This window comes from Serratia sp. BNK-12 (assembly GCF_047456085.1).
In the GTDB taxonomy this organism is placed as follows: Bacteria; Pseudomonadota; Gammaproteobacteria; order Enterobacterales; family Enterobacteriaceae; genus Serratia; species Serratia liquefaciens.
Map to the genome: position 1 here is coordinate 2,350,839 of NZ_CP179896.1, position 25,684 is coordinate 2,376,522.

General features: G+C 55.2%; 23 protein-coding genes. 10 read left to right on the plus strand and 13 right to left on the minus strand.

Annotated features, from left to right (window positions below):
• The first annotated feature begins 12 nt into the window (after positions 1 to 12).
• From ACMGG1_RS10835 to ACMGG1_RS10845, 3 genes are read left to right on the plus strand one after another with little or no spacing between them, the layout of a single operon-like run.
• Positions 13 to 2,625 (plus strand): YdbH family protein, encoded by a 2,613-nt coding sequence (locus ACMGG1_RS10835; protein WP_414161368.1) that lies wholly within the window; start codon positions 13 to 15, stop codon positions 2,623 to 2,625.
• Positions 2,622 to 2,819, plus strand: coding sequence for a YnbE family lipoprotein (locus ACMGG1_RS10840; RefSeq protein WP_020827070.1), 198 nt, complete (start codon positions 2,622 to 2,624; stop codon positions 2,817 to 2,819). Before ACMGG1_RS10835 ends, ACMGG1_RS10840 begins: the two co-directional genes overlap by 4 nt.
• Before the next feature lie 8 nt (positions 2,820 to 2,827).
• Positions 2,828 to 3,151 carry a YdbL family protein gene (locus tag ACMGG1_RS10845; RefSeq protein ID WP_128865201.1) on the plus strand — a complete coding sequence of 108 codons (324 nt, stop codon included), beginning with the start codon at positions 2,828 to 2,830 and terminating at the stop codon, positions 3,149 to 3,151.
• A gap of 126 nt (positions 3,152 to 3,277) precedes the next feature.
• Here the strand turns inward: ACMGG1_RS10845 and azoR are convergent, their stop codons facing one another.
• On the minus strand, positions 3,278 to 3,883 hold the full coding sequence (azoR, locus tag ACMGG1_RS10850; protein WP_020827068.1) for an FMN-dependent NADH-azoreductase: 606 nt from the start codon (positions 3,881 to 3,883) through the stop codon (positions 3,278 to 3,280).
• 269 nt (positions 3,884 to 4,152) lie between these two features.
• On the opposite strand from azoR, the gene hrpA reads away from it, so the two are divergent.
• Together hrpA and ACMGG1_RS10860 are read left to right on the plus strand one after the other, a co-directional pair.
• Entirely contained in the window at positions 4,153 to 8,040 is a 3,888-nt protein-coding gene (hrpA, locus tag ACMGG1_RS10855; RefSeq protein ID WP_414161369.1) for an ATP-dependent RNA helicase HrpA, read from the plus strand.
• An 85-nt stretch (positions 8,041 to 8,125) separates the two neighbouring features.
• Positions 8,126 to 8,263, plus strand: a complete 138-nt coding sequence (locus tag ACMGG1_RS10860) for a hypothetical protein (RefSeq protein ID WP_221932189.1) — start codon at positions 8,126 to 8,128, stop codon at positions 8,261 to 8,263.
• A gap of 3 nt (positions 8,264 to 8,266) precedes the next feature.
• Here the strand turns inward: ACMGG1_RS10860 and ACMGG1_RS10865 are convergent, their stop codons facing one another.
• From ACMGG1_RS10865 to folM, 6 genes are all read right to left on the minus strand, one after another.
• Positions 8,267 to 9,088, minus strand: a complete 822-nt coding sequence (locus ACMGG1_RS10865) for a trypsin-like serine peptidase (RefSeq protein ID WP_046373433.1) — start codon at positions 9,086 to 9,088, stop codon at positions 8,267 to 8,269.
• 302 nt (positions 9,089 to 9,390) lie between these two features.
• On the minus strand, positions 9,391 to 9,681 hold the full coding sequence (gene asr, locus ACMGG1_RS10870) for an acid resistance repetitive basic protein Asr (RefSeq protein WP_142815140.1): 291 nt from the start codon (positions 9,679 to 9,681) through the stop codon (positions 9,391 to 9,393).
• Positions 9,682 to 10,028: 347 nt separating this feature from the next.
• On the minus strand, positions 10,029 to 11,525 hold the full coding sequence (locus ACMGG1_RS10875) for a carboxypeptidase M32 (protein ID WP_048758738.1): 1,497 nt from the start codon (positions 11,523 to 11,525) through the stop codon (positions 10,029 to 10,031).
• A 66-nt stretch (positions 11,526 to 11,591) separates the two neighbouring features.
• Positions 11,592 to 12,896 (minus strand): two-component system sensor histidine kinase RstB, encoded by a 1,305-nt coding sequence (gene rstB, locus ACMGG1_RS10880; protein WP_128865202.1) that lies wholly within the window; start codon positions 12,894 to 12,896, stop codon positions 11,592 to 11,594.
• Positions 12,893 to 13,618, minus strand: a complete 726-nt coding sequence (gene rstA / locus ACMGG1_RS10885) for a two-component system response regulator RstA (protein WP_041415408.1) — start codon at positions 13,616 to 13,618, stop codon at positions 12,893 to 12,895. Before rstA ends, rstB begins: the two co-directional genes overlap by 4 nt.
• 73 nt (positions 13,619 to 13,691) lie before the next feature.
• Positions 13,692 to 14,414: a dihydromonapterin reductase gene (folM, locus tag ACMGG1_RS10890; protein WP_414161370.1), complete on the minus strand. Its 723-nt coding sequence runs from the start codon at positions 14,412 to 14,414 to the stop codon at positions 13,692 to 13,694.
• Between the two features lie 126 nt (positions 14,415 to 14,540).
• Between folM and ACMGG1_RS10895 the strand changes: the two genes are divergently transcribed.
• The gene (locus ACMGG1_RS10895) at positions 14,541 to 14,957 is read left to right on the plus strand and encodes a hypothetical protein (protein ID WP_020827058.1); all 417 of its coding nucleotides are present in this window, start codon (positions 14,541 to 14,543) and stop codon (positions 14,955 to 14,957) included.
• A 28-nt stretch (positions 14,958 to 14,985) separates the two neighbouring features.
• On the opposite strand, the gene ACMGG1_RS10900 is transcribed toward ACMGG1_RS10895, so the two are convergent.
• The gene (locus tag ACMGG1_RS10900; RefSeq protein ID WP_414161371.1) at positions 14,986 to 16,377 is read right to left on the minus strand and encodes an amino acid permease; all 1,392 of its coding nucleotides are present in this window, start codon (positions 16,375 to 16,377) and stop codon (positions 14,986 to 14,988) included.
• A gap of 245 nt (positions 16,378 to 16,622) precedes the next feature.
• Positions 16,623 to 17,573 carry a DUF1471 family protein YdgH gene (gene ydgH, locus ACMGG1_RS10905; RefSeq protein WP_048758739.1) on the minus strand — a complete coding sequence of 317 codons (951 nt, stop codon included), beginning with the start codon at positions 17,571 to 17,573 and terminating at the stop codon, positions 16,623 to 16,625.
• A gap of 539 nt (positions 17,574 to 18,112) precedes the next feature.
• On the opposite strand from ydgH, the gene pntA reads away from it, so the two are divergent.
• Together pntA and pntB are read left to right on the plus strand one after the other, a co-directional pair.
• Positions 18,113 to 19,642 carry a Re/Si-specific NAD(P)(+) transhydrogenase subunit alpha gene (gene pntA / locus ACMGG1_RS10910; protein WP_044551475.1) on the plus strand — a complete coding sequence of 510 codons (1,530 nt, stop codon included), beginning with the start codon at positions 18,113 to 18,115 and terminating at the stop codon, positions 19,640 to 19,642.
• A 10-nt stretch (positions 19,643 to 19,652) separates the two neighbouring features.
• Complete coding sequence (pntB, locus tag ACMGG1_RS10915; RefSeq protein WP_041414583.1) at positions 19,653 to 21,047, plus strand: Re/Si-specific NAD(P)(+) transhydrogenase subunit beta; 1,395 nt, start codon at positions 19,653 to 19,655, stop codon at positions 21,045 to 21,047.
• A gap of 53 nt (positions 21,048 to 21,100) precedes the next feature.
• Here the strand turns inward: pntB and uspE are convergent, their stop codons facing one another.
• Both uspE and ACMGG1_RS10925 read right to left on the minus strand, forming a co-directional pair.
• Positions 21,101 to 22,063: a universal stress protein UspE gene (uspE, locus tag ACMGG1_RS10920; RefSeq protein ID WP_020827051.1), complete on the minus strand. Its 963-nt coding sequence runs from the start codon at positions 22,061 to 22,063 to the stop codon at positions 21,101 to 21,103.
• A 127-nt stretch (positions 22,064 to 22,190) separates the two neighbouring features.
• A complete protein-coding gene (locus ACMGG1_RS10925; protein ID WP_012145310.1) occupies positions 22,191 to 22,955 on the minus strand; it encodes an FNR family transcription factor in 765 nt (254 codons plus the stop codon).
• Positions 22,956 to 23,362: 407 nt separating this feature from the next.
• Between ACMGG1_RS10925 and ACMGG1_RS10930 the strand changes: the two genes are divergently transcribed.
• Positions 23,363 to 23,734, plus strand: a complete 372-nt coding sequence (locus ACMGG1_RS10930) for a hypothetical protein (protein ID WP_414161372.1) — start codon at positions 23,363 to 23,365, stop codon at positions 23,732 to 23,734.
• An 18-nt stretch (positions 23,735 to 23,752) separates the two neighbouring features.
• A complete protein-coding gene (locus tag ACMGG1_RS10935) occupies positions 23,753 to 24,289 on the plus strand; it encodes a glycine zipper family protein (protein ID WP_414161373.1) in 537 nt (178 codons plus the stop codon).
• A gap of 50 nt (positions 24,290 to 24,339) precedes the next feature.
• On the opposite strand, the gene ogt is transcribed toward ACMGG1_RS10935, so the two are convergent.
• Positions 24,340 to 24,864 (minus strand): methylated-DNA--[protein]-cysteine S-methyltransferase, encoded by a 525-nt coding sequence (gene ogt, locus ACMGG1_RS10940; protein WP_046373441.1) that lies wholly within the window; start codon positions 24,862 to 24,864, stop codon positions 24,340 to 24,342.
• 211 nt (positions 24,865 to 25,075) lie between these two features.
• Positions 25,076 to 25,387, minus strand: a complete 312-nt coding sequence (locus tag ACMGG1_RS10945; RefSeq protein ID WP_414161374.1) for a hypothetical protein — start codon at positions 25,385 to 25,387, stop codon at positions 25,076 to 25,078.
• Positions 25,388 to 25,684 lie beyond the last annotated feature (297 nt).

Sequence of the window (25,684 nt, forward strand, 5' to 3'; positions counted from 1 at the left end):
AGCAATCATTTAATGACTAAGCGATTGAAAGTATTCATAGGGATTGTGGTCAGTACGGCGATCTTGCTGCTTGCGCTGTGGCAAACTCTGCCGCGCTGGTTGCCGCGTGTGATCTCTCATTGGCTTCCACAGGGCAGCCAATTGGTTTTGCAAGGCAAACCGTATTGGCGTCAGGGGGCATTGCAGCTGGATGGCGCGCGTTTTCTGGCACAAGAATGTTTGCTTGCCGCCGTCGGACCGACCCGATTGGCCTATCAGCAGGGGCGGTGGGAGCTCATCAGCGATAAGCTGAATGTCGATACTGCCTGCTTATCAAAATTACCCGCCGCTGACGCCAGCAGTGCACCACTGGCGCTGGACCAATTGCAAAAACAACTGCCGCTGCTGGACGTTACCATCAAGGATTTCGCGGTGGTGCCGTGGCAGTACTACGCCGGTAAATTACAGATACATTCCTCTGCAGAGGGCCAGCGCCTGCAATATCAGGGGCCGAATATTCAGGTCGATGCGCTGTTGGATCCGCAGCAGCAATTGACGCTCAACGGCCTGACGATCACTGCGCCAGACAGCCCACAACCGCTGCACCTGACCGGCAAAATAGCCATTCCGCTCGATTTGGACAGTATTCCGGCACAAGGGGCGCTGCAGGGCGAAATGCAGACCGGCTATCTGGACAAACCCTTACTGTTGGACATGCGCTGGCAACAGCAGCAGGGCGTGCTGACGCTGACGGAAAAGGGTGAAAACAAACCCCTGGCGACGCTACCCTGGGAGATCAACGCCCAACAGGTCAGCATTAAACAGGGCGAATGGCGCTGGCCATACAGCCAGCAACCGCTAAACGGCGGGGTGAACATTGCGCTGCACGACTGGAGTAAAGGTTTTGATGAGACGCAGATCAGCGCCCGTTTGAATGTCATCACCGACGGCCATAACGGCAAAGGCAACGCGGTATTGACGCTGGGACCGGGTAAAGTCGGCCTGACCGACAGCGATCTGCGTTTCCAACTGACCGGCCAGGCGAATCTGTCCGACTTTTCAATGACTGCCTCGATCCCCGGTATTGTCAGCGGCACCATCCTCAACCCGACGCTGGTCTTGCAGTCCGGTTCACTGCTGCGACTGTGGGGCAACGCCACGCCGGAAATGAAATTGGAAGAGGCGCGTTTGCCGTTGGCCGGGGTGAAAGTGACTGCAGCCGGCATCACCGGTCGGTTGCAGGCCATTATTAATGCCAGCGACAGCTACTGGGGGCGTTTTAAACTGCATCTGGACGGCAAGGCGCAAGATTTTTGGCCGGACCACGGCAACTGGCAATGGCGCTACTGGGGCAACGGACAATTACCGCCGTTGCAGGCTGCCTGGGACGTTGCCGGCAGCGGCAGTTGGCAGGACAGCACGCTGATCCTCGATCGGCTTTCTACTGGTTTTGATCGTTTGAAGTACAGCATGGTAACGGTGGATGCGCCGCGCCTTAGCCTCAGCCAGCCGCTGCGTTGGCAGCGGGACGAGAAAAACCCGACGTTTAATGGCGAACTGCAACTGGTTTCGGGCAAGGTCAGCTTTACTAACGGCGGTTACCTGCCGGCACCGGTGTTGGCGCTTCAAATGAAGGGCACAACGCCGGATAATTTCCAGCTGCAGGGCAAACTGCAGGCGGAACAGATTGGCCCTATAGCGCTACGTGGCCGTTGGGACGGTGAGCGTTTACGCGGAGAGGGCTGGTGGCCGAAGCAGTCGCTGAAGGTGTTCCAACCGCTTATCTCGCCGGATCTCAATATCAAACTGCGCGACGGTGAATTCTATGCGCAATCGGCCTTCTCTGCCGCCCGGGTGCAGGGTTTTGAGGCCGGTGGCCATTGGGTGGTGAAGCAGGGCGGCATGTGGCTGAAAGACGGTGAGATGAGCGGGCTGGATTTCGTCATGTCCTACCGCCTGAAAAATCACATTTGGCAACTCGGCGCCAAGCAACCGATGATGCTGCGCATCAAGTCTTTCCGCAACCTGTTCGAAATGCAGAATATTACCGCCGATCTTCAGGGCGCTTATCCTTACAGCGAGCAGGCACCGCTGACGCTGAGCAACGTCGGTATGGACGCGTTGAACGGCCACATCAGCCTGTCTGCGCTGCGTATGCCGCAGCATGACGCCGCCGTATTGAAGCTGGATAAGGTGGACCTCAGTGCCTTGTTTACCGCGTTGAAGCCAAAACAGTTTGCCATGTCAGGACGGGTAGACGGCGAATTGCCGCTGTTCCTGAATCATCCTAAATGGCTGGTGCGCAACGGTTGGATTGCCAACGCCGGCATGTTGACGCTGCGCCTGGACAAGGACATGGCCGATGCCATAGGCAGTAACAATATGGCGACCGGCGCCGCGATAGATTGGCTGCGCTATATGGAGATTAACCGCTCCAAGGCCAGAGTCGATCTCGACAACCTCGGTGAACTGACGCTGAAGGCGCGAATTGACGGGGTTAACCCGCAAAAAAGCGCTAAAAGAGAGGTTATCCTGAACTATAGCCATCAGGAAAACGTGTTTCAGCTTTGGCGCAGCCTGCGCTTTGGCGACAATTTACAGGAGTGGCTGGAACAGGCCCTCACCAAACCTGGGGAACAACCATGAAAATCATCAGCGGGCCATTACTGGCCGCCGTGCTCGGTACCTCAATGCTGAGCGGCTGCGTGCCACGCATCGAGGTCGCCACGCCTAAAGATCCGATCACCATCAACATGAACGTCAAGATTGAACATGAAATTCACATCAAAGTGGATAAAGACGTCGAGAATCTGCTGAAAGACAAAAGCGGTCTGTTCTAGGAGCCAACATGAAAAAACGTTATTTAGGCTTGATTGGCGCCGCCTGGCTGTTCAGCAGCATGGCAATGGCATTGACGCTGGATGAGGCCAAGCAGCAGGGGCGCGTCGGTGAAACGCTCAACGGCTATATTGCGCCGGTGAAGCAGGACGCCGAAACCTTGACCCTGGTGAAAAATATTAATGCCGGACGCACCGAGAAATACCAACAGGTGGCGGACAGCAATCATATCGCCATCGACGATGTGGCGCGCATGGCCGGCCAAAAACTGGTCGCCCGTGCCCCCGCGGGGGAATACGTACGCGGCATAAACGGCCAATGGCTGAAGAAATAAAAAAGCGCGCCCTGAGGCGCGCAATAGCGATATAACATTGGATTTTTATGAGGGTAGAGCGGGTTTGACAGGATTTGGCTTGTTCTGTTGAAGCTTTGCAGGGGCATCACACCCCTGCAACGGGCATCAGGCGGCAACAACCTGTGCCAGCGTGGCTTTGGCATCGGCCTGTGCTTTGGTGGCAACATCCGGCCCGTAGGCGATACCTTCAGCGAACACAAACTCGACGTCGGTGATACCGATAAAGCCCAGGAACAGGCGCAGGTAAGGTTCGACCAGGTCAGTCGGGGTGCCTTTGTGAATGCCACCGCGGCTGGTCAGAATGATGGCACGCTTACCTTTCACCAGGCCTTCCGGACCGTTTTCGGTGTAGCGGAAGGTGACGCCGGCACGAGCAATCAGGTCGAAATAGTTCTTCAACTGGGTCGGAATGTTGAAGTTATACATCGGGGCCGCCATAACGATGGTGTCATTGGCTTGCAGTTCGGCGATCAGCTCGTCGGACAACGCCAGGGCTTCGGTTTGACGCGGGGTCAGCGGCGTGTCGGAAGGACGCAGGGCGCCAACCAGTTCACCGTCCAGTACCGGGATTGGCTGTGCAGCCAAGTCACGCACGGTGATGGTGTCGTTGCCATGAGCCTTTGCCCACTGCTCAACGAAGAAATCTGCCAGTTGGTTAGACTGCGAGTAGCCCGCCAGGATGCTTGATTTAAGAACCAATACTTTGCTCATCGGTAATTCCTTACGTTATGACAGTGACATCAGGACAACGCGTCCTTTGCATGCAGTACACTCTATTCACATTTTTTCAGCAGTGATAGCGCAATATTTCGAGACCTTTGTTCGATTTTATTGAATAAGCTGCCGGGACATAAGCGGCGGGATTATGGGGAAAAAGGGGCTTATGTTATTCTGCGCACTTAAAGCTGAAAACTCGCTAACCCATTACCAAACCGCTGCTAAAGCTTGATACAGCAGCGATGAAACAAGGAATACCGAACGTGAAATCTCCGCTCGCGGCACTGTCTGCCCAACTGGGCGAGCTGATGCTCCGTGACCAACAACGTCTGCAACGTCGGCTGCAGGGCGCACGAAAAATCAAAAATCCCGATGCTCAGCTGGCCGTCGCCGCCGAGCTGGAAAGTGACATAACGGCAGCGTTGCAAAAAGTGCAGTCGCGCGCCGCATCCTGTCCGAAAGTCACCTACCCGGAAAACCTGCCGGTCAGTCAGAAAAAACAGGATATTCTGCAGGCCATCCGCGACCATCAGGTGGTGATTGTTGCCGGTGAAACCGGTTCGGGGAAAACCACCCAGTTGCCGAAGATCTGTCTGGAGCTGGGGCGCGGGGTAAAAGGGCTGATCGGCCATACCCAACCTCGACGCCTGGCGGCGCGTACAGTAGCCAACCGCATTGCCGACGAGCTGGAAACGCCGTTAGGCGGCAGCGTCGGTTATAAGGTGCGCTTTAACGATCAGGTCGGCGAAAACACCCTGGTCAAGCTGATGACCGACGGGATCCTGTTGGCGGAAATCCAGCAGGACCGGCTGCTGATGCAGTACGACACGTTGATTATTGATGAAGCGCACGAACGCAGCCTGAACATTGATTTCATCCTGGGTTACCTGCGTGAACTGCTGCCAAAGCGCCCGGATCTCAAAGTCATCATCACTTCGGCGACTATCGATCCGCAGCGTTTTTCGCGCCATTTCAATAACGCGCCGATTATCGAAGTCTCTGGTCGTACTTATCCGGTCGAGGTGCGTTATCGCCCGGTAGTGGACGATGCCGACGATACCGATCGCGATCAACTGCAGGCGATTTTCGATGCGGTAGATGAGCTGGGCCGCGAAGGGCCGGGGGATATCCTGATCTTCATGAGCGGCGAGCGCGAAATTCGCGACACCGCCGACGCCCTGAACCGTCTTAATTTGCCGCATACCGAGGTCCTGCCGCTGTATGCCCGTTTGTCGAACAGCGAACAGAACCGGGTATTCCAGTCGCATCACGGCCGACGCATCGTGCTGGCGACCAACGTGGCGGAAACCTCACTGACCGTGCCCGGCATCAAGTACGTGATTGATCCCGGTACCGCGCGTATCAGTCGTTACAGTTTCCGCACCAAGGTGCAGCGCCTGCCGATCGAACCGGTTTCGCAGGCTTCCGCCAATCAGCGCAAGGGCCGCTGCGGGCGCGTCTCCGACGGTATTTGCATTCGTCTGTACTCGGAACAGGACTTCCTGTCGCGTCCGGAGTTTACCGATCCGGAGATCCTGCGCACCAACCTGGCGTCGGTTATCTTGCAGATGACGTCGCTTGGGCTAGGGGATATCGCCGCTTTCCCGTTCGTTGAGGCGCCGGACAAGCGCAATATTCTCGATGGTGTGCGCCTGCTCGAAGAGCTGGGCGCGATTAAAACGGCCGACAATGGCCACTACCAGCTCACGCCTCAGGGGCGTCAATTGGCGCAGTTGCCGATCGACCCGCGTTTAGCGCGCATGGTGCTGGAGGCGCAGAAAAGCGGCAGCGTGCGTGAAGTGATGATCATCACCGCTGCGCTGTCGATACAGGATCCGCGCGAACGGCCAATGGACAAACAGCAGGCCTCGGACGAGAAACACCGACGCTTTGCCGACAAAGATTCGGATTTCCTGGCTTACGTCAACCTGTGGGACTGGCTGAAAGAGCAGCAGAAAGAGCACTCCTCCAGTCAGTTCCGTCGGCTGTGCCGAAATGATTTCCTTAACTATTTGCGGGTGCGTGAATGGCAGGACATTTATACCCAGCTGCGTCAGGTGGTGAAAGAGCTGGGGCTGCCGGTCAACAGCGAACCTTCCGATTACCGCAGCGTACACACCGCGTTATTAACCGGTTTGCTATCGCATATCGGCCAGAAAGATGCTGATAAGCAAGAGTACACGGGCGCTCGCAACGCAAGATTTTCTATCTTCCCAGGTTCAGGTCTGTTCAAGAAGCCACCGAAATGGACCATGGTGGCCGAACTGGTTGAGACCAGCCGCCTGTGGGGGCGTATCGCCGCACGTATCGAACCGGAGTGGATTGAGCCGTTAGCCCAGCACCTGGTGAAGCACAGCTACAGCGAACCCCATTGGTCGAAATCTCAGGGTGCGGTGATGGCCACCGAAAAAGTGACGCTGTTCGGGTTACCCATCGTCGCTGCGCGACAGGTTAATTACAGCACCATAGATCCGCTGCTGTGCCGGGAACTGTTTATCCGCCATGCGCTGGTGGAAGGCGACTGGCAGACGCGCCATGCATTCTTCAGTGCCAACCTGAAGCTGCGTGCGGAAGTGGAGGAGCTGGAGCATAAGTCGCGCCGTCGTGACATTTTGGTTGATGATGAAACCCTGTTCAGTTTCTACGATCAGCGCATCCCTGGCGAGGTGATCTCCGGGCGTCATTTTGACAACTGGTGGAAAAACGCCGCAAAACAGAACGCGGATCTGCTCAGCTTTGAAAAAGAGATGCTGATCAAGGACGGTGCCAATAAGGTCAGTGCGCTGGACTATCCGAATACCTGGCATCAGGGCAACCTTAAGCTGCGCCTGACCTATCAGTTTGAGCCAGGTACCGACGCCGACGGCGTGACGGTGCATATTCCTCTGCCGATCCTTAATCAGGTTGAGGATCAGGGTTTTGAGTGGCAAATTCCAGGCATTCGCCGTGAATTGGTGATCGCTCTGATCAAGTCGCTGCCCAAGCCGGTTCGTCGCAACTTTGTGCCGGCACCGAACTATGCTGAGGCTTTTCTGGGACGGGTCACCGCGCTGGAATTACCGCTGTTGGATGCGCTGGAGCGCGAGCTGCGCCGTATGACTGGCGTGACGGTGTCACGAGATGACTGGCAGTGGGAACAGGTGCCCGATCACCTTAAAATGACTTTCCGGGTGGTGGGGGAAAAACACAAAACCCTGCTGGAAGGCAAAAATCTGACCGCGCTGAAGCTGCAACTGAAAGACAAGGTGCAGGAAACCCTGTCTGCGGTGGCGGACGATGGGCTGGAGCAAAGCAATCTGCATATCTGGAGCTTCGGCAAACTGCCGGAGTTTTATGAGCAGAAACGCGGTGGCTATTCGATGAAGGCCTATCCGGCGCTGGTGGATGAAAAAGACAGCGTGGCGATCCGTTTGTTCGACAGCGAGCAGGAACAGCAACAGGCGATGTGGCAGGGAACGCGCCGCCTGCTGCTGCTGAACATTCCATCGCCCATCAAGTATCTGCATGAAAAACTGCCTAACAAAGCCAAGCTGGGGCTGTACTTTAACCCTTATGGCAGGGTGCTGGATTTGATTGACGACTGCATCTCGTGCGGCATCGATAAGCTGATTGCCGAGCACGGCGGGCCGGTTTGGCAGGAAGAGGATTTTGCCCGCCTGCAGGAAAAAGTGCGCGCCGAGCTGAATGAAACGGTGGTAGGAGTAGCCAAACAGGTCGAGCAGATCCTGACGGCGGTATTCAACATCAATAAACGGCTGAAAGGCCGGGTGGACATCTCCCTGGCGCTGGCGCTGTCAGATATTAAAAACCAGCTCGGCGGCCTGGTTTATCGCGGTTTTGTGACCAACAACGGCTGGAAGCGTCTGTCGGATACGTTGCGCTATCTGCAGGCAATTGAGCGCCGTCTGGAGAAGCTGGCGACCGATCCGCATCGCGATCGTGCGCAGATGCTGCGGGTGGAACAGGTGCAACAGGTCTGGCAACAGTGGCTGAACAAACTGCCGCCGAAGCGACAGCAGGATGAAGAGGTGAAAGAGGTGCGTTGGATGATCGAAGAACTGCGCGTCAGTCTGTTCGCTCAGCAACTCGGCACGCCTTACCCGATCTCTGACAAGCGTATCTTGCAGACTATCGAACAGCTTTCGGGCTGAGCAACGCGAACAGGCAGCCTGTGCAGACCAGGCACAGGCTGCACACCAGCAGCGTTGCGGGCAGGTTTTGCCCAGGGTCAGCACCGTGGCACAGCATTTGGGCTTTTCCAGCGACAGCGCTTTTATCGCGTTCTTCCGGCAGTTCACCGGCACCACGCCCAAGGGCTTTATGGCGGGAAACGTCTCAAGGGAAACCGGCGCAGAAGCCCACGCCGGCTTATAACGCTTATTTCCCCGCGGCCAGTGCGTCCAGCGCATCGCGGATACCGGTCACCGCCAGTGCGCGGTTATCGGCACGGTAACGATCTTTGGCTGCCGGTGCGGAGCTTTGAATGGCGATGAGCTTCCAGCCAGCGGCGGTTTTCAGCAATAACGGCGAGCCGCTGTCGCCGGGCAGGGTATCGCATTGATGCGACAGTACGCCTTGTTGCGCCCAACCCGTCACTTTACAGTTTTGGTGACTGTAGAGATCGTCGAGGTGATCTCCCGGATACCCGGCCTGGGTAATCAGCCGTTTGGCCTGTTTCAGCGCCTGAGTCAGAGCCTTGCTGTCGCCTTGCCACAGCGGCAACGGCTTAATCGGCAGCGGCTTTTTATCCTTTAGGCGGATCAGGGCAAAGTCATACGCCGCGGCTGCTGGCGGTACGATCCAGCCGTCGCCGTCGGCCTTGAGCTTTTTGCCCAGCTTGCGGTCAACCAGCGTCTCGATATTGTCGGTCTGGTATTGCCAACTCTTGTTGCCGGCCACAAAGCGCAGTGCGATCGCCTTGTCCAATTGGCCCGGCGGTGCCAGCACGCAGTGCCCGGCGGTGAGTGCCAGATGAGGAGAGATCAGCGTGGCGGTGCACAAATTACCGCTGGCGGTTTCTACCTGGCCAATCGCCTGCCACGGCCAGCCGTCGGTTTCGGTGACCTTGATGCGTTCATCTTTGCCAAAAAACAGGCGTGTTTGCTCAGCGATCGATGCATCGGAAGGGCTGTCGGCCCTTGCTGAGAGGGAAAGTGCGAGCGGGAATGAGCACAGCAACAGCAAAACGGTTATGCGCATAGGTTTCTTGCCTGGAAATGACGGGTCATCCATAAACACACTGAATGGTAACTATAGACTGATTTAGTCGCAGTGTGGATGGGCAGTGATTGATTTTTCAATAATTTCTTATCCCGAAGGGCTGAGCGGCTACAGATAAAAAAAGGCGGCAATGAGCCCGCAAAGGATCAGGCTGGCCAAAATGATCTCAAATAGGTAGCGACGCAGCATGATGAGAACCCCCGATGAAAAAACACCCGGCGAACCGGGTGTTGGACAACTCAAGCCTGGACTGGTGAGGGGAGCCTCACTTCAGATTGCGATTATGCCGCTGGCGTGCTGGTGGCTTTTTTGTGGTGTTTCTTGGCGGCCTGGGCTTTCTGAGCCGGCGCTTTTTTGGCAGTAGCTTTGTGGTGCTTTTTAGCCGCCTGCGCTTTTTGTACTGGCGCTTTCTTCGCGTGATGTTTCTTCACGTGAGTGGTTTTAGCCGGAGCTGCGGTGGTGGTAGTCGCTGTCGCAGCAGGGGTTGCCGTGGTGGTGGCAGCGTCAGCAGCGAAGGCAACAGAAGACAGACCCATTGCAGCGGCAACAACCAGAGCTAATACTTTTTTCATTGTAGATTCCTCAAATGACTCATCATGTATCGAGCCCACTGCGGGGCCGGTGTAAAGATAGTAGGCAAACGCCAGAATGCTTTCCGTGAGTGATTGGTTTCGGCGTGTAACCTAATGTACGAACCCACAGAAAAGGGAGATGAAAGCGCCGGCGAGCGACAACCGTGGTTAGAGCGGATGCCCAATAGGCACTGAATTTTGCCATTTTAGTTACAACATACATATGGGGAGTTACTGACCCACTCTCTGCGACCAAAGTGTCGTAGGAAGGGGAAGTGCGCTATGGAATCATGCTGGCAAAGCAGGGGAAAATGCCCAGGCACGGGACATTGTGCCTGGGGACAGGATTACAGGTAGCGGTTTTCCAAATGCTTGCGGAAATAGGCCGGGTTAAGCGCTTCGCCGGTCGCGTTAGCGATCAGCGTATCGGTAGGGAAGCGGCTGCCGTGGCGCCAGATATTCTGTTTCAGCCAGTGGAACAGCGGATTCAGGTTGCCTTCGGCAATGTCGCTGCTCAACGATGGCATTGCTTCACGTGCGCTGTGGAACAGCTGCGCGGCATACATGGCGCCCAGAGTGTAAGTCGGGAAATAACCGAAGGCACCGTCAGTCCAGTGAATGTCCTGCATGCAGCCATTACGGTAGTTGCCGACGGTATCCAGGCCGAGGTAACCCTTCATTTTCTCATTCCACAGTGCCGGAATGTCCTCCACCTCGATCTCGCCTTCAACCAGGGCTTTCTCGATCTCATAACGCAAGATTACGTGCGCCGGGTAGCTCACCTCGTCAGCATCTACGCGGATCAGGCCGGGTTTTACACGCTGATTCAGACGGATAAAGTTAGCTTCTTCCAGCGCCGGCTGCTCGCCAAATTGCTGGGTCACCAACGGGCGCAGGATCTTCAGGAAGTCGCTGCCGCGCGCCAACTGCATTTCAAACAGCAGGCTTTGCGATTCGTGGATGGCCGTTGAGCGCGCCTGAGCTACAGGTTGGCCCAGCCAGTCACGCGGCAGGTTTTGCTCGTAGCGGGCATGGCCGGTTTCATGCACGATACCGAGCAGTGCCGTCAGGAATTCTTTATCGTTATAGCGAGTGGTGATGCGCACGTCTTCAGGTACGCCACCGCAGAATGGGTGTGCACTGACGTCCACGCGGCCGCCATCAAAGTTAAAACCGAGCAGTTTCATTACGCTCAAACTCAGTTGACGCTGGGTCTCCACATTGAACGGCCCTTGTGGGATCAGGCAAGGTTCCTGAGCCTGTTTGGTCACCACTTTCTGCAGCAGGTCAGGCAACCAGGTTTTCAGATCGCCAAAAATGCGGTCGATATCGCTGCTGCGCATGCCCGGTTCATACAGATTCAGCAGCGCATCGTAGCGGCTGGTGCCTGCTGCTTCGGCCCGGATCTGCGCTTCCTGTCGGCTAAGCTTGACCACTTCACGCAGGTTCTCCGCGAAACCTTCCCAGTCGTTGGCTGGACGCTGAGCGCGCCAGGCATGTTCACAACGCGCGCCGGCCAGCGACTTGGCTTCGACCAGCGACTCCGGCACCAGCACCGCATTGTCATATTGGCGACGCATTTCCAGCAGGTTGGCGCGATCAATGTCATCCAGGGTTTCCTGCTGTGCACGTTCAAACAGGCGGCCGGTTTTTTCTGCGGTCAAAATTTGGTGTTGCAGTACGCTCAGTTCAGCCAGCGCTTCCGAACGTGCTTTGCTGCCGCCCGGTGGCATCATGGTTTGCATGTCCCAACCGGCAATAGCGGAAAGGTGGCCGAAGCGCGACAGGCGGGTGAACAGGGCGCGCAGCTCGTCGTATGAGGATGGGGTATGTGCAGATGTCATCGTTTAGCTCCATATTATTTTAATCCGGATCACTCTTTCGCGTAGTCATGCTGCGCGTGAACAGGGTTACACCGGGTCTGCTTTTAAATCGAAAGTGGGCTTTATTGGCCAACAGAAACGGAAGCTGGCACCGCCGAGCGAACTGGCGTCTACATAAACCTGGCCCTGATAGGCCACGGCAATCGAATGCACAATGGCCAGGCCCAGGCCGCAACCGCCGGTGGCGCGATCGCGGCTCGGATCGAGGCGGACAAAGGGTTCGAATACCCGTTCACGCTCTTCCGGCGGAATGCCGGGGCCATCGTCTTCTACCTGTAAGCAGGCACTGTCGCCGTCAAACCACAGGCCGATTCGCAGGCGCTGTTCGGAGTAACGCAATGCGTTGTTTACCAGGTTATCCAGCACCCGCTCCATCAGACGCAAATCAACGCCGCCAAAATCGCCGACGTGGGGGATATCCAGTTGAATTTCTCGTTCCGGGTGGATCAGCCGCAGGTCATCCGCCTTGTCTTCCAACCATTTGGGCAAGTCGAGCGGCTCTATATTGAGCGCCACCTGGGGACGATCCAACCGCGCGTAGGTAAGCAGTTCATCGATAAGTGACTCCAACTGGCCGATATCGCGATTCAATGCCTGTTGCTCGCTATCGGACAGATTATCGCTCATCGCCAGCCGATAACGCAGCCGTACCAGTGGCGTACGCAGCTCGTGGGCGATGCCGTCGATGAGCTGCTTCTTGCTGGCGATCAGCGTATTGACGTTATCCGCCATCTGGTTAAAGGCCACCCCAAGCCGGTTCAGACTGGAGGTAGGATCGAAATGGGTACGTTCATCCAGGTGCCCGGCACCCAGGCGCTGCGCCGCATTTTCCAACTTCAGCAAATCCTGCCAGTGCGGGCGCATCCACAGAAACACCGGCAGCGCCAGCGACATGCCGATAAACACCAGCAGCGCCAAATCCAGCAGCCGCATTTGATGCAGATAGAACAGATAAGGGATCGGACCCACCACCAACACATAGTGGCTACGGGGAATGCGCTGCATAAAGGTGTATTGATCGTCGAGCGCGATAATTTCGCCAAGGCGCAGGCGTTTCTTCAGGTCTTCACTCAGATCCTGTTTACCCAGCGGTTCAATGTGCAGCTTGAACGACAGGTTCAAATCCAGCGTGGCGATGGTCTTGTTCCAGTCTTTCAGCGGGATTTCCCGCAGTTCGCTGCGCATCAGGTACAGCGAACTTTTCATCAGGTCGTCCATCGACTGGCGGCCGGCGCGTTCAGCGGTGACTTTGTACACCAGGCCAACCAGCATCGCCATCACTAGGAAGCAAACGAAAAGCAGCAGGAAAAACTGCACAAAGAGCTTTCTCATTGCTGCACGAACTCCCAGGCGTTCGGGGCGAACAGGTAACCTTTATTGCGCACGGTTTTGACGCGAAAAGGCTCCAGTGCGTTGTCGTACAACTTGCGACGCAGGCGGGAAATCGCGACGTCGATACTGCGGTCCAGGCCGTCATAGCTCACGCCGCGCAGGTTTTGCAGCAAGGCTTCGCGATCCATGATTTGACCGGCATGGGTGGCCAGTTCCCACAGCAGATCGAAATCCGAGGTGGAAAGGGTGATGATCTCTTCGCCCAGCGTCACCTGGCGGTTGACCGGGTCGATGCACAACAAGCCAAAGTGCAAGGCGTTGTGCTGGGTGATCGGCTGGGTCGATTCTTCCTTTGGCTGATGGCCATGCTGACGCAGATGCAGGCGTAGCCGCGCCAACAACACCGCCGGGGGCGTGGTTTTCAGGATGTAATCGTTGGCACCCATTTCCAGCGAAAGGATATGGTTCATGTCGCTGTCCAGCGAGGTCAGCAGCACGATCGGGCCTGCGAAGGTCGGACGCAGATCGCGGCACAGCGTCATACCGTCCTTGCCGGGCAACATAATGTCGAGCAGCACCAGATCCGGTTGCTCCAGCTCGATGCGAGCCTGTGCGCTGTCGCCACGCGGCTCGATCAGAACCTCAATATCGTGCTTGCCCAGATAGGCGGCAATCAGTTTGCCGACTTCCGGATCGTCTTCAACAAAAACAATTTTATGCATATTCAGCGGTTTTATCAGAATAACGAAATTCAGCATAGCGCGGGGCACCGCGATAAGCCATGCAGATCATGCGCTAGCGCAGGGGTCTTCCGCCATCCACGCCATGGGTACGGCCGGTGACGTAACGACTGTCCAGCAAGTAGTTCACCAGGTTGACCACTTCACTTTCGCCGGGGGCGATTTTCATCAGCGATTTTGCCAACGCCTGCTGACGATAATGTTCGTCGTCGCCCGGGTTAAAGATAATCAGCGCAGGCGCGATGGCGTTGACCTTGACTTCCGGTGCCAGCTTGCGGGCAAACGAGCGGGTCATATTGTCCAGGGCGGCTTTACTGGCGGCATAGGCAATGTGTTTGTCGCTGCCTTTTTCCACCACATAATCTGTCAGGTGAATGATATCAGCCCCGGCTTGACCCTGGCCCAGCAGGCAGGGTTCCAGCAGCTGATTCAGCAAGTAGGGGGTATAAACGTGAATTTGCAGCATCGCCGCCATCACCTGCTCCGGCGGCACCTCTGGGGATTCGGCCTGCCAGGCGCTGGCGTTGTGGATCACCGCGCGCAGTTTTGGGGCTGTTTGGCGCACCTGTTCGGCAAAACTGTAAATGCCCTCATGGGTGGAAAAATCCCCTTGAATACAGGTAGCGCCCAGTCTTTTCAGCTCGCTCAGCGCCGGATAAGTGCTGCGAAAGGCAATGATCACCGGGATATCGCGCTGTAAGAATGACCTGGCCAGGGCCAGCCCAATCCGACGTGCGCCGCCGGTGATCAGGACCGGCGCAGAGTTGTGAAGTTCCATTGATTAAAGCTCCTGGACAGACTGGCAAACAATAGGGGAATTATGCCATTATACGGCGGAAATTCGTTAAAGCTTCGCATCGATTATCCATTTCAGGATGTAATACACTGGCAATGAGAGGAAGGGATGAACAGTAGTCACCTTGCACCCGTCGCCCGCAGTGAGAAAATCTGTTTTGATTACATGGATTTTCTGTCCGCATCGTGCAAGAAGCACTGGCGCTTTGTAGATGCAATCTATGGTGTGATGCCGTTTTTTGGCATGGTATTGAAATCGCAGGCTTCCGCATCACAAACGCGGAAAGAGCAGTTGAAGGCGCTGGCGCTGCAGGTGGTTTCCACCCAGGTCAGCGACGAAACCAACATTGTGCGTCTGATCGATCTGGCGCAGCAGCAGGGGCTGGCAGTGTTCGACATTAAACTACCGTATGCGCTCGATAAGCAGCAGTTGGCAGCCATCCAACAGGAGTGCGTTGAGGGAGTGATTATCTCTCAGGTGGGTGAACGCATGAGCATCAGCCTGGGCCTGTCCCAATCTAACTGACCGGGTGTTTCCACCCGGCCGTTTTTCACTACTGCAACATAAACCAGCCGGCCGGTACCGTGGCCACCAGCAACAGAAAAATACTGCCTTTCTCCAGCTGATTCAGCAATTTGACATCACCATGTCCGCGCCTTGCATAGATAAACACCAACAGCCCTGGCGCATACAGCAGCACCGACATCAGCAGATGCATCAAGCCTGACGCATAGAGCAGCCAAATGCCATACAGGCAAGCGCCCGTCGCGGCAAACATCAGCCGCTTGTCCTGACGACGGATCGCCATCTTAAACAGGAAGGCGCCGACCAGGAAATAGGGCACCAGGATCATTTCCGAAGCGATAGTCAGCAGCGAGTTGTAGTTGCTGCCGGTCAGCCAGATCAGCACCAGAGCGAACTGTACCGCGAGGTTGGTCAGCCACAGCGAAGCCGAAGGCGCGTGGTTCTTGTTCTGCTTGCTGAATATTTTCGGAAACGCGCCGTGTTGCGCCGCCAGCAGCGGCACTTCGGCAGCCATAATCGTCCAGCTCAGGTAAGCGCCGCAGACCGAGACGATCAGTCCGGCGGCGATAATCACATCACCCCATGGCCCAATAAGATCGACCATCAACACTGCCATTGACGGATTGCGCATCTCAGCCAATTCGCTGCGCGGTACCACGCCCAATGAGAGCAGCGTTACCAGTAGATAAACCGCCAGTGCGGAAACCACGGCCAGCATAGTGGCGCGGCCCACATCTTTTTTATGGCGTGCACGGGCCGAAACCACCACTGCGCCTTCCACACCGATAAACACCCACAGGGTGATCAGCATGGTATTTTTAACCTGTTCCCACACCGGTTTGCCAAGCGCGACGCCGTGGAAATCCAGCGTGAATACGTCCATTTTGAAGGCAACCGCCGCCAAGACGGCAAACATCCCTAGCGGCAACAGTTTGGCCAGGGTGGCGACCAAATTAATGCTGGCCGCGGTTTGCACGCCGCGCAGTACCAGCGCATGCACAATCCACAGCAGCAGCGACTCAGCCAGCAGCGCCTGCCAGGTATTGCCGTCACCTAAAATGACCTCGCCGCCGCGATCGGTGAACAAACTTAGCGCGGCAAAGACGATCACCAGGTAAGAAACATTGGCGATAACGGCGCACAGCCAATACCCCCAGGCGGAGCAGAAACCCACCAGTTCGCCGAAGCCTTCTTTCGCATAGGTGAAAATACCGCCGTCCAGATCGGGCCTCAGGCGGGTGAGCAACAGCATGGCAAAAGCCAGAAACAGGATGCCGACGCCGGTAATCGCCCAACCCAATAGCAGGGCAACCGGACTGGCGACTTGCGCCATGTTTTGCGGCAGGCTGAAAACCCCAGCGCCCAGCATTGAGCTGAGCACCAATGCGGTTAACGCGGTAAGACCTAGTTTCTTTTCCAATGACGGATCCTGAACACAGAATAAACAACTGGGAGGGAACTGCTCGGCAGTAACAACGTAATGGTAATTACTGAACAAATAGACAATAGCCCTAAAAATTCGCGCAAATTCTACGGATGGATCTCTGCGGATGCAATGATTGAATATGCGATTTTTGCAAAAAATTATTCAACTGGCGGGCGACAGGCGGGGCAAAAAAAACGGGCAGCTCAATGGCTGCCCGATGGTAAACCGCAAAGTGAAACTTATTTGAACAGATCAGCGCTGACGGTCAGGTTGCCGCCGCTCTTGTTCTGCCACTGACGGGTTACGTGATAGTACTTGGCGCCTTTCTCAGCCGCGCGTTTCGCCACTTCGGTAGAAACGTCGGTCATGCTGTTGAAGTGGCCGGTAAAGGTCACTGAGTCAAACGGCACCATCTGTGCGGCGGTCACGTTGTTTACTTCTTGAATCTTGGTGCCGTTAGGCAACGTGACAGTATAACGCTTACCGGTTGAAGACTGGGTTTCGAAGAAACGGCCTACGTCACGGCTTGGTGAGCCTGAAGAGGCTACGCCAGGGATTTCCACATTGGCAGCAGCAGCGCCACCGGCAGCCAGAGCGGCCTTACCTGCTTCAGAGTCGGCCGGGATGGCATCCGGGTTCTGAACGGTACGTTTAGGTGCATCGGCTTTATAGATGTAGGCGGTAATGAACTGGTTGCCGCCCTGGTTGGCATCAACCTGACGTACGATAAAGAAGGAGGCTGCGCCTTTCTTTTTCGCTTCTTTGGTGATGGCATCGTTGATGTCCGGCTGGCTGCGGTAGAAACCGCTGACGCTTACGGTATCGTAAGGCTCCAGCAGGAAGGCTTGTTCTTTCGGCAGCTCGGTAACGCCGTTAATCACGCGGTATTTCGGTTCTTTGCTCACTTCCGGCGCATCTTTGTGGTAAAGATCGGCGGTAACGCGCCAGTTGCCGCCATTGTTGCTGTTGTTGCTGTCCTGGATGTAGAAGGCGTCTGCACCCAGTTTGTCTGCACGGCGGGAAATGGCATCAGCAGCTTCATTGATGGCATTAAAGCGGCCGGTAATCGTGATGCGATCAAACGGCTTCAGCGCCGCTGCTTTTTCAGGAGTTAACTCTTGCGCCGCATGAGCGGACAGCGCAGTGAGTGATAACAAGGCTGACGCGATGATCGTGTTCTTCAGCTTCATAAAAAATCCTTTCGCCTAGCGCATTAACGTTTATAACGTGCTGAACTGTTTAGGTGTAATTCAGCCGCCGATTATTACATGTAATCTCGAGCAGTGTCTCAGCATTTTATGTCATCTCATGAGACAAATTCCCGGAAGAATGATGTCCGTCATTCTGCGCAGCATCACCATAAGTTTCAATAATAAAGCCTTTGATGTCATAAGTGTTAATTATTCACAATTTTATAACTTTTATGCGTGCCAGCCGCGTCGCGCCAGATATCCGCGCACCGGGTGCTATCGCAATCTGGCCGCTAAAGCGCCATTCCAACGGGCTTTTTAACTTTAAATTGCGATTTGTCATGTCGTTAGCTGGGTTTTTATGTAAAAACAGACCTGAATGCGTAAGCAATTATGGATCATCGATCATATTTTCAGTAGGTTATAGATGGTGCCTTAATTCGATGCCGACAAGCGTAAGCAAAGGCCTGTCAGCCGGCGCCATCGCTATGGGCAGGACGATAATAAACATCATCAAAGACAGGTGAGAAGGGAACATTATGCGTATTGGTGTACCAAGAGAACGGTTGGCCAATGAAGCCCGGGTCGCAGCAACGCCGAAAACGGTGGAACAACTGCTGAAGCTGGGCTTTACCGTCGCGATTGAAAGCGGGGCGGGTAAACTGGCAAGTTTTGACGATGGCGCGTATCAAGCCGCTGGGGCTGAGATCGCCGACACTGCCGATGTCTGGCAGTCGGATCTGATTTTGAAAGTTAACGCGCCGCTTGAGGACGAGATCGCGTTAATGCGTGAGGGCAGCACCCTGGTCAGCTTTATCTGGCCGGCGCAAAACCCTGAACTGATTGCGAAGCTGGCCGAACGCAACGTCACCGCGATGGCGATGGATTCGGTGCCGCGCATCTCACGCGCACAGTCTATGGACGCGCTGAGTTCTATGGCGAATATCGCCGGCTACCGGGCAATTGTTGAAGCCGCGCATGAGTTTGGCCGTTTCTTTACCGGTCAGATCACCGCTGCGGGCAAGGTTCCACCGGCCAAGGTGATGATCATCGGTGCCGGCGTCGCCGGGTTGGCGGCCATCGGTGCTGCCGGCAGCCTGGGAGCCATTGTTCGCGCCTTCGACACTCGCCCTGAAGTCAAAGAGCAGGTGCAGAGCATGGGCGCGGAATTCCTCGAGTTGGATTTCGAGGAAGAAGCGGGCAGCGGCGACGGCTACGCCAAAGTGATGTCCGAAGCCTTTATCAAAGCAGAGATGGCGCTGTTCGCTGCTCAGGCGGCGGAGGTTGACATTATCGTCACCACGGCGCTGATCCCGGGCAAACCGGCACCGAAGCTGATTACCAAAGAAATGGTGGCTTCGATGAAACCGGGCAGCGTGATCGTCGATCTGGCTGCACAAAACGGGGGTAACTGCGAGCTAACCGTGGCCGACCGCGTGACCGTTACCGATAACGGCGTGAAAATCATTGGCTATACCGATCTGCCAAGCCGTTTGCCGACCCAATCCTCGCAGCTTTACGGTACCAACCTGGTTAACCTGCTGAAGCTGCTGTCGAAAGAGAAAAATGGCGAAATTGACGTCGACTTCGAAGACACCGTGATCCGCGGCGTGACCGTGGTGCGCAGTGGCGAAGTCACCTGGCCGGCACCGCCAATCCAGGTTTCTGCCCAGCCGAAACAGGCGCAGGCGGCGGCCCCGGTCGCCAAGCCGGAGGCAAAACCGGTATCACCTTGGCTGAAATATGGCCTGATGGCGTTGGCGATTATTCTGTTTGGCTGGTTGGCCGACGCCGCGCCGAAAGAGTTCCTGTCTCACTTTACCGTGTTTGCGCTGGCCTGCGTGGTGGGTTACTACGTGGTGTGGAACGTCAGCCATGCATTGCATACCCCGTTGATGTCGGTCACCAATGCGATCTCAGGGATTATCGTGGTCGGTGCGTTATTGCAGATTGGCCACGGCGGTTGGGTGAGTTTCCTCTCCTTCATCGCCGTGCTGATCGCCAGCATCAACATTTTTGGTGGATTCACCGTCACTCAGCGCATGCTGAAGATGTTCCGCAAGAACTAAGGGGTAGCACATGTCTGGAGGATTAGTTACAGCTGCATACATTGTTGCCGCTATTTTGTTTATCTGCAGCCTGGCGGGTTTATCGCGCCATGAAACGTCCAAGCGGGGCAATCTGTTTGGTATCGCAGGGATGGCGATTGCGCTGATCGCCACCATTCTCGGGCCGGATTCCGGCAACGTGGGCTGGATCATCATCGCGATGATTATCGGCGGTTCTATTGGGGTCTATCTGGCGAAGAAGGTCGAAATGACCGAAATGCCAGAGCTGGTGGCGGTACTGCACAGCTTTGTCGGCCTGGCGGCGGTACTGGTGGGCTTAAACAGCTATCTGGATCACGGTGCGCCGATGGAGCCGGTGATGGAAAACATCCATCTGACCGAAGTGTTCCTCGGTATCTTTATCGGTGCGGTGACATTCACAGGTTCGATTGTCGCCTTTGGTAAACTGCGCGGTATCATCTCGTCCAAACCTTTGGCGCTACCAAATCGCCACAAAATGAATTTGGCGGCCCTGGTCGTCTCCTTCCTGCTGCTGGTGGTGTTTGTTCGTGCCGACAGCGTGGGCTGGCAGGCAGTGGCATTGGTGCTGATGACCGCTATCGCGTTGGCGTTTGGCTGGCATCTGGTGGCTTCCATCGGCGGGGCAGATATGCCGGTGGTGGTGTCGATGCTCAACTCCTATTCGGGCTGGGCAGCGGCAGCGGCGGGCTTCATGCTGAGCAACGATCTGCTGATCGTGACCGGGGCACTGGTAGGCTCTTCGGGTGCCATCCTGTCTTACATTATGTGTAAGGCGATGAACCGTTCGTTTATCAGCGTAATCGCCGGCGGCTTCGGTACCGACGGTTCTTCGACCGGTAATGCGGAAGAAATGGGTGAGTATCGCGAAACGACCGCGGAAGAAGTTGCCGAGCAGTTGAAGAACTCCACTTCGGTGATCATCACCCCAGGCTATGGCATGGCGGTCGCTCAGGCGCAGTATCCGGTGGCGGAAATCACCGAGAAACTGCGCGCGCGTGGCATCAAAGTACGTTTCGGTATTCACCCGGTTGCCGGGCGTTTGCCTGGCCACATGAACGTACTGCTGGCTGAAGCCAAGGTGCCTTACGACGTGGTGTTGGAAATGGATGAAATCAACGAAGATTTCCCTGATACCGACACCGTGTTGGTGATTGGCGCTAACGATACGGTGAACCCGGCCGCGCTGGAAGATCCGCGTAGCCCGATCGCCGGCATGCCGGTACTGGAAGTGTGGAAGGCGCAGAATGTGATTGCCTTCAAGCGTTCGATGAACACCGGTTACGCCGGCGTCCAGAACCCGCTGTTCTTCAAGGAGAACACCCAGATGCTGTTTGGTGACGCCAAAGAGAGTGTGGAAGCGATTCTGCGTGCGCTACAGGCGTAACGCGCAGGCAAATAAAAACGGGCCCTTGGGCCCGTTTTTTTATGCGTCAAACATCAGTCTTCGTCGTCGTGCTCATCATCTTCGTCAACTTCGATCGGACAGTTGAAGTTTTCTGGCTTGATCACCAGCAGGTCACATTTCAGATGGTCGATCACATGTTCGGCGGTATTGCCGATAAACGCCGCCGAGATGCCGGTACGGCCCAAGGTACCCAATACCACGACGCCCGCCTGCAGGTGCTCAGCCAGGTCGGGGATTACCTCTTCCGGCAGGCCTTTTTCAACGTGGGTGAATTCTTCGTTAATGCCGAATTTCTGTCTTAACGCCTTCATGGCAATCAGATGCTGTCCGCGGATGGCATCGTTGTATACGCTGGGGTCAAAATCAGGCAGTTCAATGGCGATATTGATGGGGGTGACCGGGTAAGCGCCGACCAGATGCACTTCCGTTTGGTTGACGTTATGCGCCAACTCAACGGTCTCCTGCACCAGTTTGATGTTCAAGGGATCGTGATAGGGTTCTTCACTGGCCAGGTTAACCGCAACCACCGCTTTACTGCCTTCAGGCCAGGGCTGATCTTTGACCATCCACACCGGGCACGGGCATTTGCGTAACAGATGCCAATCGGTTGGGGTGAAAATGACGGATTCAAGACGATCGTGTTGGTGCGCCATTTTTAGCAGCAGATCGTGCTTACCGGCGATCACTTCCTGAATAATCGCCTCATAAGGGCGGTTATGCCAGACCACTTTGATTTCAATGGGCACGCCTTCGTCGAGATAAAAACGACATTGCTCGGTGATCCAAGCGGCGCGTTGACTGATAACGCCTTGCCGCATTGCCGTTCTTTCGTCTGGCGAGAGCAGGGTCGTCATCTCGTAAGAGAAGTCATAAATAGGCAGGAAGGCCTTAATGCGCCCGCCATTGCGTTTTATCAGGTATACCGCCCGGCGCAGCGCCGGCTGGTCGTCCTGATTGGGGTCAATAGCCACCAGAAGATTCTGATACTTCGCCATAGGGCCTCCTTACAGCTGAAAATCAACAGTCTGTCAATTTACAGAGTAACCCAACATTGAAAAACAGAACAGCGGCAGAGGTGTGCTGGGTCAATAATTCTGTCGAATGATTAACCCAGCATAGGGATCAGGCGTTTACGGTGACGTTAATGCGTGGCGTGCCGGCCAGCACAGACAGGGCATCGACGTTTTCGATGGTGATGTATTTGCCTTTAACGCTGAGAATTTCGCTTTTCTGGAAGCGGCCCAGCAGGCGACTGATGGTTTCAACCGTCAGGCCGAGGTAGTTGCCGATATCGCCGCGGGTCATGGTCAGGCGGAACTCGCGCGGTGAGAAACCCCGCTCCGCAAAGCGGCGCGAGAGGTTGTAGACGAATGCAGCCAGACGCTCTTCGGCATTTTTCTTCGACAACAGCAGGATCATGTCCTGGTCACCTTTAATCTCGCCGCTCATCAGACGCATGATCTGTTGGCGCAGATTAGGCATTTTACCGGACAGGTCATCCAGCGTTTCGAATGGGATTTCGCATACCATCGAGGTTTCCAACGCCTGAGCGAAGCTTGGGTGCTTCAGACCGCCGATAGCATCAAAACCGACCAGATCGCCCGCCAGATGGAAGCCGGTGATTTGCTCGTCACCCTGTTCGGTAATGGTGTAACTCTTGATGGTCCCGGAGCGGATAGCGTACAGCGATTTCAGTTCATCGCCGGCCTTGAACAGGGTCTGGCCCTTCTGGATAGGCTTTTTCCTTTCGATAATGTTGTCGAGCTGGTCCAACTCGTGCGCATTAAGAGTAAAAGGAATACACAGCTGGCTGATACTGCAATCCTGACAATGGATCGCACAACCACCAGACTGGATACGACGAATCACGCGTTTTTCCGGGATCATAGATTACGCTCATTCAATAATTGATATGCGTCAATTTTAACATCTTTTCCGGCAGGTGATAAGGGTAGCATTAATAAGAACGGGGGCATTCTGTGCGAATATTAAGCAGGCTTGCAGCCGATTGTTCTGTAGCTGGCTGAAATATTTCGATTTATTTGCTAGTTACGCCAAGGGACGGTCGACGCGCTTGGTTCTCCGTATCCGCAAGAAATGCGGGGTAGCGCAGCGTATTTTTCAGTAAGCAGCATTTAACCCTGCCTTTTGAGCGCCTTTTTGCGGTTCCAGACCAATATTTGTACACATTTGTTGGCGAAAACCGATCGCATTCATCCCAATCTTTGCCGCAGAGAACTCCCAGACGAGCGTTATCTTGTTATTGGGTGAGGTGACCATTGGTTGAGGAGTCAATGATGAAAAAGGTCATGTTGTTAATGCTGGCAACAGGGGCATTGATGGCGGCAAGCACGGCCTCGTTTGCACACGGCTACTATGGCCATGGCTATTACGGCCATGGCTATTATGGGCACGGTTATTATGGGCACGGTTATTATGGGCACGGTTATTATGGCCCGCGGGTAGTAATAGGTATCCCCTGGGGGCCACCGCCGGTCTATTATGCTCCGCCACCGGTGGTCTACGTGGCACCGCCACAGAATTACATAGAAAGGGCCCCAGCCTACGCATATTACTGCCGACGTCCGGCAGGTTACTACCCGCAGGTGGCGCGTTGTCCTGACGGCTGGATGAAAGTGGTGCCAGACAGCTCGGCGTCCCGGTAAATCTGAGGCGGATCGGTAATGAAATTACTCCCTGTTTTTACTTTACTGGCTTTGGTATCAGGGCTGTGCGGTTGCGTGACGCCGCCTGCTGGACCGGAAGTGATGAGCTTGCCGGGTACCGGCAAGAGCTATGAACAATTCAACCGTGATGAGGCGTTGTGCCGCGGCTATGCACAGAACAGCGTAGGAAACGGTGCTCAGACGGCGAATGACAACGCGGCTGGCACCGCCGCCGCCGGCACGGTGGTTGGCGCGGCAGCAGGGGCGTTGATCGGCGCGGTATTCGGAGATGCTGGACCTGGTGCGCTTATTGGTGCCGGCGGCGGATTGCTGGTGGGCAGTTCAATGGCCGGAAGTTCGGCCTCGGGCAGTAGCGCCGATTTGCAGGATCGCTACGACAGGGTTTACAGCCAGTGTATGTATGCCAAAGGCAATAAGGTACCAGTGGGTTACGGTTACACCTCTGAGGATGTACAGCCTGCATCAACTATACCGCCGGACTACGTTCCCTCTTCGTCGGACAGCGGGGTCCCGCCGGATTATGCTCCTCATTAATAAGCCACTGGAATAGCCCATAGTGAGCTGCGCTATTCCGGTGGGTTGAATTAAAGCAGATCGTTTTGCAGGTAGCCTTCGTGTTTCAACAGCCACTGTTTACGCTGAACGCCACCGGCATAGCCGGTCAATGCGCCCTGTGAGCCAATCACCCGATGGCAGGGCACTACGATGCTGATGGGGTTGGAGCCGTTGGCCATCCCCACCGCACGGGACGCCGTTGGGCGCCCAATACGCTTAGCCAGTTCACCGTAGGTGATGATCTCGCCGCACGGGATCTGGCGCAGTTGCTGCCAGACACTGCGCTGGAACTCAGTGCCGGCCGTCATGACCGGCAGATCGTTGATCACATCCAGTTCACCGGAAAAATAGCGCTGCATGGCATCGGTAAGACCCCCGGGGTTAGCCTTGTCCACCAGTTGAAAACGATCGGCTCGGTAATGGGTATTCAGCAGCTTCATCAGGCGGGTTTCGTGTTCCGTCCAGTCGATAGCGCGCAAGCGGTCCTGCTCATCGGCAATCAACACCAGCTCACCCACCGGCGTCGCCATACGATCAATAAAAAAAGTCTGCATTTTGATCACTCCTCTCGTTTGATGGGCAGATTATTGCACGAAACCAGGCGGGACGATGGCGGATTCCGGACATGAAGATGGGCAACCTCAGGTTGCCCATACTGACGACTGGAAAATGAGTGGGGTACAAAGGGGCTTATTTATAAAAAAAATTTATAATATATCAATAATGTTTATCACACCAAGCAGGGTTAACAATAAAATGCCCCCATTACTTATAACTGATGGTGATGTTCTTCAACCGGTCGTTATTATTAATTATCTCGGTGGTCACGTTGGAAACTAATTCTGGTGGCATATTGTTCAATGAGCTAGTGATAGGGCGTTGACCCTGAGCCGATACCAAACCTGAACAGCGAGAAATGATTTCTTCATTTCTATGTTGGATAGTACAGGCCGGTGAGGTGATCTCGCCGATAAAGCGTATAGTACCGGAAGCCACGTGGTGACTGGTTTGTTGAGCCGCCTGCAGGGTTGCGGGTAGCAGGGCCAATAGCATCAATGCCATGAGTGAATGGTTCATTATTAATTCCTTTTTAAAAATGAAACAGGAAAATAAAACAGTCCAATTAAACAAAAATCAATCAGGCAAGTTGATGATCGCCAAAAATCGAATTAGTCGCGCCCTCCTTGTAGAATGGTTTATATACTATTCTTAATGTTTATTCTTGATGAATTTGATAATAGGGAGGGGGGGCTGACAAAACCATGATTTAGATCATAGTGAAGTCGGCTTAATGAATGACGAGGGAGTGTGGCGGTTTTACTGTGAAGCGCATCACGTTAAAAAATGCGGAGTGGCCGCAGTTGAAACTGAAAC